Annotated in this window: 11 protein-coding genes; 7 read left to right on the top strand and 4 right to left on the bottom strand. The window is 36.2% G+C overall.

Features of this window, described 5'->3' with window-relative positions:
* Nucleotides 1-78: 78 nt before the first annotated feature.
* The 4 genes from J2S08_RS03425 to J2S08_RS03410 all read right to left on the bottom strand — a co-directional run bounded on the left by J2S08_RS03425 (nucleotide 79) and on the right by J2S08_RS03410 (nucleotide 3,622).
* Nucleotides 79-840: a sulfite exporter TauE/SafE family protein gene (locus J2S08_RS03425; RefSeq protein WP_307226693.1), complete on the bottom strand. Its 762-nt coding sequence runs from the start codon at nucleotides 838-840 to the stop codon at nucleotides 79-81.
* Between the two features lie 79 nt (nucleotides 841-919).
* Entirely contained in the window at nucleotides 920-2,005 is a 1,086-nt protein-coding gene (locus J2S08_RS03420; RefSeq protein WP_307226692.1) for a citrate/2-methylcitrate synthase, read from the bottom strand.
* On the bottom strand, nucleotides 2,005-3,183 hold the full coding sequence (locus J2S08_RS03415) for an acyl-CoA dehydrogenase family protein (RefSeq protein WP_307226690.1): 1,179 nt from the start codon (nucleotides 3,181-3,183) through the stop codon (nucleotides 2,005-2,007). Before J2S08_RS03415 ends, J2S08_RS03420 begins: the two co-directional genes overlap by 1 nt.
* Before the next feature lie 16 nt (nucleotides 3,184-3,199).
* On the bottom strand, nucleotides 3,200-3,622 hold the full coding sequence (locus tag J2S08_RS03410) for a hypothetical protein (RefSeq protein ID WP_307226688.1): 423 nt from the start codon (nucleotides 3,620-3,622) through the stop codon (nucleotides 3,200-3,202).
* A 146-nt stretch (nucleotides 3,623-3,768) separates the two neighbouring features.
* Between J2S08_RS03410 and J2S08_RS03405 the strand changes: the two genes are divergently transcribed.
* The 7 genes from J2S08_RS03405 to J2S08_RS03375 all read left to right on the top strand — a co-directional run bounded on the left by J2S08_RS03405 (nucleotide 3,769) and on the right by J2S08_RS03375 (nucleotide 14,069).
* Nucleotides 3,769-4,632, top strand: a complete 864-nt coding sequence (locus J2S08_RS03405) for a LysR family transcriptional regulator (protein WP_307226686.1) — start codon at nucleotides 3,769-3,771, stop codon at nucleotides 4,630-4,632.
* An 887-nt stretch (nucleotides 4,633-5,519) separates the two neighbouring features.
* Nucleotides 5,520-6,983 (top strand): polysaccharide deacetylase family protein, encoded by a 1,464-nt coding sequence (locus J2S08_RS03400; protein ID WP_307226685.1) that lies wholly within the window; start codon nucleotides 5,520-5,522, stop codon nucleotides 6,981-6,983.
* 18 nt (nucleotides 6,984-7,001) lie between these two features.
* Nucleotides 7,002-8,327, top strand: coding sequence for a nucleotide sugar dehydrogenase (locus tag J2S08_RS03395; protein WP_307226684.1), 1,326 nt, complete (start codon nucleotides 7,002-7,004; stop codon nucleotides 8,325-8,327).
* Nucleotides 8,328-8,350: 23 nt separating this feature from the next.
* Nucleotides 8,351-10,204, top strand: a complete 1,854-nt coding sequence (locus J2S08_RS03390; protein ID WP_307226682.1) for a glycosyltransferase family 2 protein — start codon at nucleotides 8,351-8,353, stop codon at nucleotides 10,202-10,204.
* Between the two features lie 41 nt (nucleotides 10,205-10,245).
* On the top strand, nucleotides 10,246-12,009 hold the full coding sequence (locus J2S08_RS03385; protein ID WP_307226680.1) for a polysaccharide deacetylase family protein: 1,764 nt from the start codon (nucleotides 10,246-10,248) through the stop codon (nucleotides 12,007-12,009).
* 35 nt (nucleotides 12,010-12,044) lie between these two features.
* Nucleotides 12,045-13,106, top strand: coding sequence for a glycosyl hydrolase family 18 protein (locus J2S08_RS03380; protein ID WP_307226679.1), 1,062 nt, complete (start codon nucleotides 12,045-12,047; stop codon nucleotides 13,104-13,106).
* A gap of 381 nt (nucleotides 13,107-13,487) precedes the next feature.
* Nucleotides 13,488-14,069 carry an ArsR/SmtB family transcription factor gene (locus J2S08_RS03375; RefSeq protein WP_307226677.1) on the top strand — a complete coding sequence of 194 codons (582 nt, stop codon included), beginning with the start codon at nucleotides 13,488-13,490 and terminating at the stop codon, nucleotides 14,067-14,069.
* The last annotated feature ends 2 nt before the right edge of the window (nucleotides 14,070-14,071 follow it).

Genomic DNA, 14,071 nt, shown 5'->3' with positions numbered 1-14,071 from the left:
AACACTTACGAACCATAGCTAGAGAACAACATTCCAGAACGGTTCGTAAGTGTTTCCAAAATTTATCTAAAAATTTTCTTAAAAGATGTTGATCCCAAAAAGTTGAGCGGCCATGATTACTACAGTAACAATAAGAAAAATCTTTATCAATTTATCTCCTTTCCAAATGGCTAAACGACTTCCGACCCAAGCTCCTGTCGCATTGCCGATAGCTAATGTCATTCCTAGAGACCAGTTAACTTGATTGTTTATAATGAAAACGAAAAGAGACACAAATATATAGATTCCTCCAACAAATACTTTAACACTATTCGACTTGGTCAAAGAAAAACCAAATAATATCGTCAGAGAGCTAATGATAAAAAAGCCCGCACCAACTTGTATAAAGCCTCCATACAACCCTATTATAAAAAAAAGAAAACTTCCTAATATTTTTTTAAGCAATGAAAATTCAAAGATATTCCTATCTGCATGGTAATGTTTGGGTTTTATAGAAATAAAAATGACTGTAACGAGCATCATTACAGCAAGAATATAATTAAAAATATGGTCAGATATAGATATCGCGATATTTGCTCCAATAAGAGCACCTAGACATGCAGGAATTCCTAATATTAGTCCGATTCCTTTTTCCAAATGCCCTTTCCTATAAAAATATATGGTTGCTGAGATACTTTGGGCAATAATAGCTACCCTATTTGTACCGTTGGCTACAGCTGCAGGCAATCCTAAAAAAATTAATAATGGCAAAGTTAATAGGGAGCCTCCTGCTGCTATTGTATTGATTATTCCTGCAACAAACCCTGTTATTAAAACAAGTAAAATATGGGTAATATTCATTTTGATCTCCTTTGTTCAAATAAAGAGAGCATTTATCCAGTCTTCACTTTGAAGGACAAATGCTCAATAATATCTTTGTTCATGTTAATTCCTGTCGAAATTCTGATTGTGGATAAATTAGTGGACCCTTAAAAGCTTCTATCGAATGAAGACACCATCCAATTGACCGACTTACAGAAAAAGTTGGTATGAATAATTCATTAGAAAACCCTATAAAGTGAAGAAGAATCGCTGCAAAATATTCCATATTAATTGGAATATTTTTATCTGGCTTGTAAATTTTAAAAATAAGTGATGCTTGTTCTTCAATCATCATTGCCAAGTTCAAAAAACTGTTTTCGTTTGAAAGCTCATAAGATAAATTTTTTAATGGAATGACCCTAGGATCCCTTGATTTATAAATTCTATGTCCAAATCCTGCTAATTTTTCTTTATTCTTTATCTTTTCTTCCAGCCAATTATATACATCCTTTTCTTTTTCAATCTTTTTTATCATATTAATAATTTCACCCAAGGCTCCTCCATGAAGCGGACCTTTTAATGCTCCAAAAGCTGCGCAAACGCTGGAAACCATATCTGAATGTGTAGAAGAAACAATTCTAGCTGCAAATGTAGAGGGGTTCAGCCCATGTTCTAATGTTAAAATTAAGTATGATTCAAGTGCTCTTACATGATTTTTGTCAGGAACTTCGTGAAATAACATATATAGATAATTTTCTACATGACTTAAATCAGATCTTGGTTCTATCATTTCTCTATCATTTATCAAATTAAAACGGTAAGCTATTACTGTAGGTATTTTTGTACAAATATATAGTACCTGTTCAAAGGGAGCTAAAAATTTCAGATCTTTGCTACCTAGTGCTGATACAGCTGTTCTTAATACTTCTAAGATACTAACTTCTCTAGGAATGTTATCAATTATCTTTTTTATGGAGTAAGGAATAGAACGATAAAAGGCCATTTTTTCTTTCAACTTCATTAATTGATCATTATCTGGTTTTTTACCATAAAACAAAAGATAAACTACTTCTTCAAAATGACACATCTTTGCTAGATCTTCTACATGATACCCTCTATATTTTAAAATTCCTTTATCCTTGTCAATAAAGCATAACTTTGTTTGAGCTACTACCACATCTGATAGGTCAGTTGAGTAAAACATTATACATTTACTCCTAAGTCTTTTTTTCTTCCATAAGATGCGTTATAAATGTCTTTACCTAAAATTTCTCTACCTATTGCTGATTTCATAACTTCAGTAGTACCATCTGCGATTAAAAAAGCTCTTACATCTCGAAGTCTTTGTTCAAGTCCGTAATCTTTCAGATAACCTCTTGCACCATGAATTTGCAATGCACTATCAATCACTTGATATGCTGAAGTAGTACCAAACCATTTAGCCATATAAGCTTCCTTAGAATTATCTTTTCCTTCATCTAATAATGATAATGATTTATATGCTAACAATCGGGAAGCTTCTAATAAAGTTTCTCCTTCAGAAATTTTGTGCATTATGGAGTGAAAACGTCCAATTGGTCCTCCAAATGATTGGCGTGTTTTTGCGAATTTAATTGCTTGTTCCAATGCCTTTTGAGCACTGCCAATTGAAATGAGTGCCACTAAATTTCGCAAAAAATTAAAATGTCTATTAATAATAGAAAAGCCTTCTCCTTCTTTACCCAAGCGATTTTCTACAGGTACCCTGACTTCTTGGAATTCAAGTCCACCATAAGAAAATCCTTTTAAACCTAAAGTTTGAAATTCATATTTTCTTATATTTGGATTATTCATTTCAACAATAAATGCGCTAAGTTTATCACTTCTAGAATTTGGATTAGTGTTTGCAAAAACAATAAATACATCAGCTTCATTCACTCTATTAATTAGTTCTTTAGTTCCTGTGATAACATAATCATCTCCATCCTTAACAGCGGTAGTTTGAAAGGACATTACATCAGAACCTCCTGATGGTTCCGTCAGCGCTGCTCCAATTAACAAGTCACCTTTTAGTAAATCAGGTAGATATTTCTTTTTTTGATTTTCACTACCGAATTTTCCAATTAGTCTGCCATGTCCTGCCCCTACAACTTCCCTTGCATTCAATCCATGCCTTCCTAATTCTTCATATATTAATCCCATAGTTAAATCAGATACTTCATCTCCACCATATTTTTTTTCTATATCTAATCCTATTAGATTTGCTTCCCCAGCTTTTTTTCTAATATGCCAAGGCAATCTTTCTGACTCACTCTTTAATTCTTCTTCTAAATTATTTTCTTCTAAAAATTGTCGCACTTTAACTACCCATTTTAGTTCTTCATTATTAGGTTGAAATAGCATCATTTTTCCTCCTGAACTATATAATACAATTGTAATTGTTTAACTGATAAAAGAAGGTTTCGATTTCATCGAGTACTGATACTTGTTTATTCAAAGCTAGAAGTTTACTTTTTTTTCTTTCACGTGATATCCAAGAAAAAATAAATGAGTAATCATCCTTTTTACTAGATAGATTAATAATTTTATTAAAGAATGATAGTATTTTATTTATTAATATGAACTTGTCTTCGACTTTTTCTGTTTGATCATAAATTTTTTTCCATTTTAACCATTCTCCAATTAATTCTGTGCTTTTATTTTCTAGCAGATCGATATTTGCTGTATTAGTTGTTAGATTTTCTAAAGCAAACTCCCATATAATTTGATTGATTTCATTATTTAACAATTCTTCTTCTAATAATCTTGATGTAATGGAATAGTATTTGTGATTACTATCCATTTAATCATCCTCTCTCTTTTATTGTTGTAGTGAAATCAAAAATAGTTAGTTTTTTCTAATTCGATGATAACATTTGAATAATTCGAAATAAAATGATTAAATAAGATTTATTCCATCAAAATTATTGATACCTGGGAGTTGTTAAAATGGATATAAAGGATTTAATCATTTTTAAAACGCTTGCAACGGAGTTAAATATAACAAAAACAGCTAAAAAACTTCATTATGTTCAATCTAATGTAACTTCTAGAATAAAAAAGTTAGAATCAGAATTAGGAAGTGATTTAATTTATAGACATGCCCGAGGAGTAAGATTAACCCCAAAAGGAAAGATTTTTTTACAATATACTGATAAAATTTTACATTTAATGAATGAAGCAAAAAAAACAATAAGGGATTCAGAAGTTCCTCTTGGGCCATTAAATATCGGTGCTAATGAAACAAATGCTTTAGTTAAACTGCCACATATATTGGCTGCTTATACCAATTCATTTCCAAAAGTTGATTTGTCTTTACATGTTGGAACAACAAAAGATCTCATTCACTTAGTACTTCATCATAAATTAGATGGTGCATTCGTTGTTGGTCCTGTTAACCATCCTGATCTATTAGAAATTGCTGTATTTGAAGATGAATTAGTAATCATTGCTCATAATAAGCAACCGCCAATTCGTTCTTTAAAAGACATGAATAAGCGAACATTGCTTGCCAGACCAAATTGTATTCATCAAAAAAGATTGGAACAGTGGCTTCAAGATGAAGGTATATATCCTGAGAAGAGAATGGAATTAAGTACATTGGAGTCTATTATTGGATGTGTTCAAGCGGGATTAGGAGCAGCTATTTTAACGAGATCGCTTGTAGAAAATGATCCAAAACATCATGATTTAAGCTGTTATAAACTGCCAAAAAATGATTCGAAAGTAATTACTGTGTTCATAAGACGAAAAAATGTATATGAAAGTGCAGCTTTAATAAAGTTAATAGATTTAGTTAATGTTATCACCTAAAAACACATTTAACCTAACGAAATTCTTTACTTTTAAGCCTAGGCGTAAATAATACATAGAACCATTTAATAACATCTATTCGCTCACTTCATGGTGCATTTATTATAAAAAGATTTAACCCTCCTTCATGTATAAAAGTTCTTTGCAGTAATATAGGCCAGCTGCTTCCTAATCTCTCTCCCAATTAAATTCAACTTTTATATTTCATACTTTTAAATAATTGATAAACGTTCGTGGGACTGATAAATGAATGAACATCCTATGTTTTTCCGCATGTCCCATCTCTATCTGTTTGAACGAGATAATGTAGATATGATCAACTAGATATCCACGCTTATTTTTGTTATTGTTTTTTTCCACCTTATGGTTTAATTAAATACTGTCCTCTAACTAATAAAATTTACGTGTTATTTAAATGACATTTGAATAAGGTAAGACAATAAAGCCTACCTTTCCAAGACGTAAAAAGTTCAAGTAACGAGAAAGGTCAAGGAAGCGAAGAGGAGGAACACCGGAACGTACAAAAGTACGTGAGGATGTGACGAGTCGAGCTGACGCAGAGATCCGAAGTTAATTGAACTTTTTTGGAGGACTTAAGGGTTAGTGCCTATAACGAGGAATTATATTTCTTGAAAATTCCGTATTTATAAAAGTTCTTGATTAGCTAAGTTTATAGACATATAATCATGAGGCGATACATTTTAAGGAAAATGTCCAGAAAATGTTCAGGTTATATTGGTATGATAAGTTCGTTTATAAGGAATACAGACATTCGATTGCTAGAAAGGTGGGTTGTTATCTTTATATGATAGCGACAGGATGAACTGTTATTAGAATAAATTTTTAAAAGAAGACATTCATGAAGACTTCTTAAAAGGAGTAGGAAGATGGCAGTCTTGAAAGGTGCAGCAAGTGCAAACTTGTTTCCTAAAATGATCACGTTGCTATTGACGATGGCACTGCTTACAGGATGCGAGATATTCGGCGGAAACGATCATTCAGCAGAAAAAGATAGCGGGACAAACGAAACAGTGCAAAAAATTGTTCGATATAAAGGCGAGAAGAGTAGCGCAATTTCTTATGTATATACAGCGAAAAAAGAATTGGCTCTAACTTTTAACGGAATGGGCGACAAAAAAACGATGAAGCGCTTGTTGGATGAATTGGATACATATCAGATTAAAGCTACGTTCTTTCTTCCGGGAATGAGAGTGGCTGAAGAGCCGGACATTGCCAAAGATATTATGTCTAGAGGTCATGAGATTGAAAACAATACGTTGAATCGTTTGGAATTAAATAAGCTTAGCTATGAGCAAATTTATAAGGAAATTCAATTGACAAATGAGGTTATTAAGAAAGAAACAGGTGTCACACCGCGGTATGTCAGAACAAAATCGGGCGATTATAATGACGACGTTCGTCTTGTGGCGGCACAACTCGGCATGGATGCCGTTATTAGCTACAATATTAACCCAAAGGATTGGGATATGAAGGACGCTCAGGCTATCGGCGAGTATGTAGAAAAGTATATATCAAGAGGCGGCATTATTTCCTTAAATACAGATGTGAATCCGGAGGTCATCCCCTCCATTGAGCACATTGCCAAAGCTGCTGCTGATATTGGCTATTCGCTTATACCACTTAGCGATTTGGTGTCAAATGGTGGTGAACGCAAGCCATTAGAGCAAATTCCAGGATATGATGCCGCAAAGATCAACCTTGACACGAAAGAAGCATCGTACCAGCTCGTTAATAAAGCTGATACAAACGAAAAGCAAGTAGCTTTAACTTTCGATGATTGGGGAAGAGACAAGACGGTAACGAAAATATTGGATATTTTAGAAGAAAATGATGTGAAAGCGACGTTTTTCCTCCGAGCAAATGGTGTAGAGAACAACCCAAATTTAGCGAGAGCAATGATTGAGGACGGGCATGATGTAGCCAATCATTCTTACAGCCATTCAGTCATTACAACATTAACACCGGAGGAACTGCAGGAAGATACAGTAAAAGCACATCAAGTTATTACAGAAGCAATTCAGCAACAGCCGACGATGTTATATAGACCGCCTACAGGTGAAATTGATGACCAATCTGGAAAAGTGGTTGCCGCTGCCGGTTATCCAGTTATTGCGATGTATGATGTAACAACTCTTGATTGGGATGTAAACAATAGTGCGGCTGATATTGTAGATGGCGTTATGAAGAAAACAGAAAACGGGAGCGTCATCTTGCTTCATATATTGGATGACATCAATACAATTGAGGCGCTGCCGACTGTGATCGAAGGGTTAAAGCAACAAGGTTTTTCCTTTGTAAAAATGTCAGACATGATTGGTCTTAAAAGTTAGAAAATGGAGATGGAAAAAATGAATACGGGATTTGGAATCTATGATGAAATTGTCGATAGACAAAAGCCAATTGCCGTCGTCGGCCTCGGTTATGTTGGCTTGCCTATAGCAATAGCTTTCTCGAACAAAATAGATGTCATTGGCTACGATATTAATAGACAAAAAATTAAAGACTACCAAAATGGCATCGATGTGACGGGGGATATCGGGGATGTAATGATTAAAGACTGTTCGGTTGATTTTACGAGCGATGCAGAGAAGCTAAATGGTGTACCTTTCTTTATTGTCGCAGTCCCTACTCCCATTCAAAGCGGCAATGTTCCTGATCTTGGCTATGTGCAAAGCGCCAGCAGGATGATTGCCAAGAAGCTATCGAAAGGTGCGATTGTCGTCTACGAATCGACAGTTTATCCGGGAGTCACAGAGGAAATATGTATTCCAATCCTGGAAGCAGAATCGGGATTAACATGCGGAGTAGATTTTAAGGTTGGGTATTCCCCTGAGCGGATTAATCCGGGAGACAAGGTTCATCGGCTCGAAAATATCGTTAAAATTGTATCAGGCATTGATGACGATACAGTTGAGATAATTGCAAAGCTGTATGAAATGATTATCGGAGCAGGCGTATATAGGGCAGAAAGCATTAAAGTTGCAGAAGCGGCTAAAGTGATTGAGAACGCCCAAAGAGATATTAACATTGCTTTTATGAACGAATTGTCGATGCTATTTAACAATATGGGGATTAATACGAAGGCGGTGCTGGAGGCGGCAAGTACCAAATGGAATTTTTTAGATTTTTCACCAGGATTAGTAGGCGGACATTGCATTGGCATCGATCCGTATTATTTAACTTATAAGGCTGAGGATACAGGGTATCGTTCCAAAATTATTCTCGCAGGACGACATATTAACGATGGCATGGGAAAATATATTGCTCAGCAAATAATCAAAATATTAGTTCGGAAGAAACAGAACCTTGAGAATGCTCGTATCGGGTTTTTAGGTTTAACGTACAAAGAAGATTGTTCGGATATTCGAAATACGAAGGTAACTGATATTATTCATGAGTTAAAGGAGTATGGAATTACACCTCTTGTAGTAGATCCATTAGCGGATAGAGAAGAGGTATACAAGGAACATGATATAGAGCTTTCCTCCATGAACTCGCTGAAAAACTTAAATGCAGTAGTTGTTGCAGTTCCACATCATCAATTTGCAAAAATGGATGTCTTCGATTTTGAAAAGCTGTACGGCAGCGATCAAATAAAAATCATGATAGATATTAAAGGGATTTATAAGAAATTAGATTTTGAAAATAACGGTTTTTATTACTGGAGCTTGTAATAAAATGATTGGAGACAGCAACAGTGACGAATAGTAAGAAAAAGAAAATAGTAGAGGTGCTGACTGTTCCAAAAGAAGATAGACGAGTGTTATCCAATGTGCCAGATCCTGAAAATCTTCGGGCACCAGTGGATCGTAGAGGAACAAAAGATGCAGCAAGTGCCAATGGGAATGTAGATGCTGAGAGGTCGAGGCTGCTTGGTTTAAGATATAAGGCTAATTTTGAGGTCATGATTGCAGCTCAGGGAGAAAGGAAGAAAGCTAGTATAAAAGCCCGTGCAGTAGATATTTCCTCAACAGGCATCTTGGTTGCGTTTGATAGCAGCGTGGAAATTTTTAAAGTTGGGGATAAGGTAAAGATTCGAGGGAAAATTCCTCCTGGCACGATGCCTGAAGGCTTTGAGTCATTGGTAAAGATTGATGCTGCTGTGGTTAGGTCACATGTTAGCAAGCAAGATGAACAAGGAAAGCGAATGATGGCTTTTGAATTTGATCAGCCGCTTACAGAGTATTTTCAAAAGAAGCGATGGGGATATTCCGTTTACACGGCAAGCGGATTGTTGTTTATAACTGTTTCTTTCATTATTCTCATGCGCATGGAAAGCTTTATTTATTTTAAATATAATATTTTTTTATATTTATATAGTCTCTCTGCGGCAGGATTTTTGCTGACACGTTATTTATTTGGAGCGCTTTATAGAGATGTCCCTATTAATCCTGATTACACACCTGGTGTATCCATTATCATCCCCTGTTTCAACGAAGAAGAATGGATTCATAGAACGATATTAAGTTGTGTAAATCAGGATTATCCGATTGAGAAACTAGAAGTTATCGTCGTTGATGATCAATCAACGGACAAATCCGTTGAGAAAATGAAAAAAGTAATAGCGAAAGTTCACCATGAGGCGGAACGTTATTTAGCCAAGGAGCGGCTGAAAATGATTGTGATGCCGGTAAATGGCGGCAAACGGGAAGCTTTGGTGAAAGGTGTAGAGATAGCCAAACATGATTTGGTTGTGTTTGTTGATTCTGATAGCTTCTTAGAGCCTACAGCAATTAAGCATCTCGTGCAGCCATTCCAAGATCCACAAATGGGCGGGGTTGCTGGACGAACAGATGTTGAGAACAAATACACGAACATGATTACTAAATTGCAAACTGTACGCTATTACATCGCATTTCGTATTATTAAAGCAGCTGAGTCTTATTTTGATAGCGTAACTTGTTTGTCAGGACCTTTGTCATGTTACCGGAAGGAATTAATTATTGAACATGCCGATGCGTGGTTGAATCAAAAATTTCTCGGACAGCCAGCAACATTTGGAGATGACCGGAGCATGACGAATTTTATATTGAGAACTCATCGTACTGGGTATCAGGATAAGGCGATTTGTTCGACAATAGTACCTTCAGATATGAATATTTTTTTAAAGCAGCAAATGCGGTGGAAACGTTCCTGGCTGCGGGAATCACTAAGAGCGGGAATGTTTATTTGGCGGAAAGAACCTTTTATGGCGCTTTTCTTCTATATTGGTCTGATTGTCCCCATTGCTGCGCCTATCATCGTGTTGTACAACCTCGTTTATGTTCCGCTCGTTTACGGTATTTTTCCCGGAACTTTTTTACTGGGGCTATTGCTAATGGCAATGCTCATGAGCCTTGCCCATTTGTTATTTCGGAAGAGTAGGTTATGGGTTTTTGGACTGGTATTTTGTATGTTTTATGAACTTGTCCTCTTGTGGCAAATGCCTGTTGCTTGGGTGACCTTCTGGAAGTCGACTTGGGGAACAAGGGAAACACCTCAAGATATCGAAGCTAGGAGTAGAAAAGAAGCAAGGAAAAAAAATAAAAAGAGAATCGGGCTGCCGTTCTAACTTGCAGCTTTAGAATGATTCATAGAGTGAGGATCACAGAGATGATGAAAGGAAAGCAAAGTTCTGTCCTTGATTATCGCAAAAAAAATCGTGTGAAAGTCGTGAAAACGGTCAGTCAAGTGATTATTTTACTAGTTATCGGTTTATTACTTGTTCATACGATATTCGATATGAAGAAATACAATGAACCAGATAAGACGAGATGGACAAATAAGAAAGGCTTTATCGCATTGTCTTATTTTGGCGTGGATCGATCAGGCACCCCAAAATTGATAGATAAGAAGCAGCTGGATCAACAGCTTAAGGCGTTGTATAACCAGGGATATATAACGATCTCACAGCAAGATATTCTCGATTTTTATCAGAAAGGGAAGGCATTGCCAGAGAAAGCACTCTTTCTATCTTTTGAGGATGGCCGCAACGACTCTAGTTTATTTGCTCAACCACTTCTTGAGAAATACAATTTTAAAGCAACCTTTCTTTCTTATGCTAACAAGATGGGGAATAAAGACTATAAATTTCTCCAGCCTAAAGATATGTTGAAGATGATGAAAAACGGTTATTGGGAGTTGGGGAGCAACGGCTATCGGCTTGCGTATATTAATATCTTTGATAAAGAAGGCCGTTATATTGGAGTAAGGGACGAAAACAAACTGCCTGATAAAAAGAATATCGAATACTATAATCATTATTTGATGGATTTTATTCGTGACGAAAATATGATTCCAGCGGAAGACAGCGCTGAGATGGAAGCCCGTATTGATAGCGACTACGAGGCGATGAAGGATATTTATTCAGAGAGCTTGGGATTTGTACCGAAAGTCTATATGATTATGCATGCGAATACCCTTCATGAAGGAATGAATACATTAGTCTCGGATGTAAATACAAAAAACATTCAGAAGCTTTTTGAGATGCATTTTAACCGAGAAGGCAAGGCTTTCAACTCTAGTGTAGAGGATCTGTATGATCTGACAAGAATTCAGCCTGAACCTTATTGGTATACGAATCACTTATTAATGAAGCTTCAGAAAGATACTCGGCAAAAAATGCAATTCGTACAAGGAGATGAGCATCGTGCCGATAAGTGGAAGCAAATGAACGGCGCAGCACAGTTCATAGATAATCGAATTGTATTGACTTCCCCTCCTGCTAGAGCTGGAAGGCTATATTTGAAAGATAGCGATGGCCTAGGTGATATAAAGTTAACAGCAAAGGCAGCAGGGAATGTTGTTGGCAAACAGTCGATATATATTCGCTATGATCGAGAGAATCATTCGTTTGTTCGAATGACAATTGAGGATAACGAGCTAATTGTTGATCAGAAACAGCCAGGGCAAGCTGTTGAGCAAATATTTATGAAAAAATTGAATGATATTCAATGGGATTCGGAAGATTTGTCTTTTAACAAGGCTACCGTCTATACGAAGGAGCAAACGGCAGCTGACGTAAAATCGAACAAAGAGGAGTATCCGTTCAATATTCAACATACTCGGGACATTGAAATATTGGTAGAAGACGATAAATTGAATATTAAGATAGATAAGGAACCCATTCTCGAAAATCGTACTATCTATCATGCAAACGGCGGGGGAATTGCACTTGAATCATCGTATAGTAAACAGAATAAAAAAGACGATATATACGATGGTGTATTCGACGATGTTGAAGTTGTATCTTTAGGAAAAGAAAATGAAACTGATGTCGTGATATTCAGCAATAAATTGACCGGATTTCAAGGACTAGTCAACAAAATCGAAAAAGTAATTAGTGCTTCCATAGATTGGGCGATCGATGCTTTTTAAATCAAATTAAAGGAGATTAGTGCAGGTGTTAAAAAGTGAATGTGACGAGTAAACATGCTGCAATAGCTGTGACAATGACAATCCTTTTCATACTATTTTTTTGGGGTGCGAAGAAATGGAATAATCTCGACAAGGGAAAGAAGGAAGAACAAGGTGAACACAATGTAGAGTTATCAGCATGGATTGTAGACTGGCAGTGGGAATCGGGTATGGATGATTTTAAGAAAATAACGGAAGGCCTTTCAAGTTTGCAGGCGTTTGCAGCTTATTTTGATAGTACAGATAATCTTTATTTGACAGACGCAAGTCGTGAGGCAATGCCCCAAATGATTGCCGCATCTAAAGAAAGCAGTCAGGTCCATGTAGATTTAACCGTTGTGAATGACCGCATAGGCGAGGACGGATCAGCGGTTCAGAAAGATCCAGCATTGATTACAAGACTCTTGGCCACTGACGAAAGCCGAAACAAGCATATAAATAATATATTGGATGTGGTTGCCAAGTATGATTTTGACGGAGTGGAGATTGATTATGAGAAAATCAACGACGGCGATTGGAACAATGTATGTAAGTTTTATGGAGAATTGTATCAACGGCTTCATTCGTTAGGAAAATCACTTCGAATTGTACTGGAACCCCGAACTCCGATCGAGGAACTTGCATTGCCAGAAGGACCTGTCTATGTGATGATGGCTTACAATCTTTATGGCAGCCATAGTGATCCTGGTCCGAAAGCCGATTATGCGTTTATTGTTGAATTAGCTCATAGAATGGATCTAGTGCCTGGAGACAATTTTATTGCCTTTTCAACTGGAGGATTTGACTGGACGGAAGGGGGAAAAATTGACGCAGTGACAGAAAGGCAGGCAGCAATGTTGTCGCAGTTGAGCTTAGATGCTCCCAACCGAGATGCCGCTAGTGGCAGCATCTATTTTCATTATATGGATAATACTGAGACGAAACATACGGTTTGGTATGCCGATCATGTCACCTTGTCTCAATGGATCGACGCTTCACAGCGAGCGGGATATAACAAGATTGCAATATGGAGGCTAGGCGATCTAGGAGAAGTAACACTATCGCATTTGAATCAATAGGTGATTAGTGAACTACTCCCCGGCTGTAATAGACTAAACTTATTACCATCAAATTTGGCAAAGATATTTTACTGTACCTAATCTCGGAAAAAGTAAGATAGATAATGTTAAGCATCTTATATATCAACCAAAAGGAGAGCTGCCAAAACTGCGGCATCATAAAAAAATCTCATTATTGGCAGTGGATGATAGTCATCATACAGCGGTTTTGATTAAAAATCAAGCCGCTGTTTTTTTGTTTAAAAACAGGAATATCGGGGGGAGTTTTGATTATTTTTATTTGATGAAAAAATAATGAATAGAAGATATTGCACTTTATCAAGCTTCGTGTTATTATTCTCTTAAACATTAAAAAAAATTTTAACGTTAAGGAGAATAAAAATGAAAAAGGCATTTGAATTGGAAAATTTGGAACAAGTGAGGGCAATTGCTGATCCATTAAGAGTACAAATCATTTGGGCAATTTTTGATGAGGCGAAAACAGGAAAAATGATTGCTACTGAACTTGGTCTGTCAGCACCAAAAGTCCATTACCATCTACGAGAACTTGAAAAAAACGGTTTAATTATGATTGAGAGAGAGGAAGAAAAAAATGGTATTATGCAAAAATTTTATCGACCAATTGCAAAAAATTACTCTGTTAGTTCAAGTCTCTTAACTCCAGAACTGGAAACACAGCTAGAAAGCGTCCAATTGGAAAGTTTTCTTCTTCCAGCAAAAGAATTAATGAAACATTTAGAAAAAGCAGATGCGGCATTATTTAAAGGGGGAGACATATATCCAAAGGCAGTTGATTTTAAGAAGATTGTTTTAACGATTGAACAGCGAAATGAGTTAATGAATAAAATAAATGAGCTAGAAGAATGGCTAGCAAATATCGAAGCTAACGAGCAGGAAGACGGAGTAGAGTACGTTATTCAATATGAAATATTTCCATATCAAAATAGAGGAAAGAAGGATTGATC

Source organism: Bacillus chungangensis, from assembly GCF_030812995.1.
In the GTDB taxonomy this organism is placed as follows: domain Bacteria; phylum Bacillota; class Bacilli; order Bacillales; family Bacillaceae_C; genus Bacillus_CF; species Bacillus_CF chungangensis.
The sequence above is the reverse complement of the archived record's forward strand: the minus strand, read 5'-3'. Positions and strand labels throughout refer to the sequence as shown.

Coding starts and splice junctions, on each gene's coding strand:
- J2S08_RS03400 (WP_307226685.1), top strand. CDS start 5,520: ATGGCAGTCTTGAAAGGTGCAGCAAGTGCAAACTTGTTTCCTAAAATG.
- J2S08_RS03405 (WP_307226686.1), top strand. CDS start 3,769: ATGGATATAAAGGATTTAATCATTTTTAAAACGCTTGCAACGGAGTTA.
- J2S08_RS03395 (WP_307226684.1), top strand. CDS start 7,002: ATGAATACGGGATTTGGAATCTATGATGAAATTGTCGATAGACAAAAG.
- J2S08_RS03375 (WP_307226677.1), top strand. CDS start 13,488: ATGAAAAAGGCATTTGAATTGGAAAATTTGGAACAAGTGAGGGCAATT.
- J2S08_RS03385 (WP_307226680.1), top strand. CDS start 10,246: ATGATGAAAGGAAAGCAAAGTTCTGTCCTTGATTATCGCAAAAAAAAT.
- J2S08_RS03415 (WP_307226690.1), bottom strand. CDS start 3,183: ATGCTATTTCAACCTAATAATGAAGAACTAAAATGGGTAGTTAAAGTG.
- J2S08_RS03425 (WP_307226693.1), bottom strand. CDS start 840: ATGAATATTACCCATATTTTACTTGTTTTAATAACAGGGTTTGTTGCA.
- J2S08_RS03420 (WP_307226692.1), bottom strand. CDS start 2,005: ATGTTTTACTCAACTGACCTATCAGATGTGGTAGTAGCTCAAACAAAG.
- J2S08_RS03410 (WP_307226688.1), bottom strand. CDS start 3,622: ATGGATAGTAATCACAAATACTATTCCATTACATCAAGATTATTAGAA.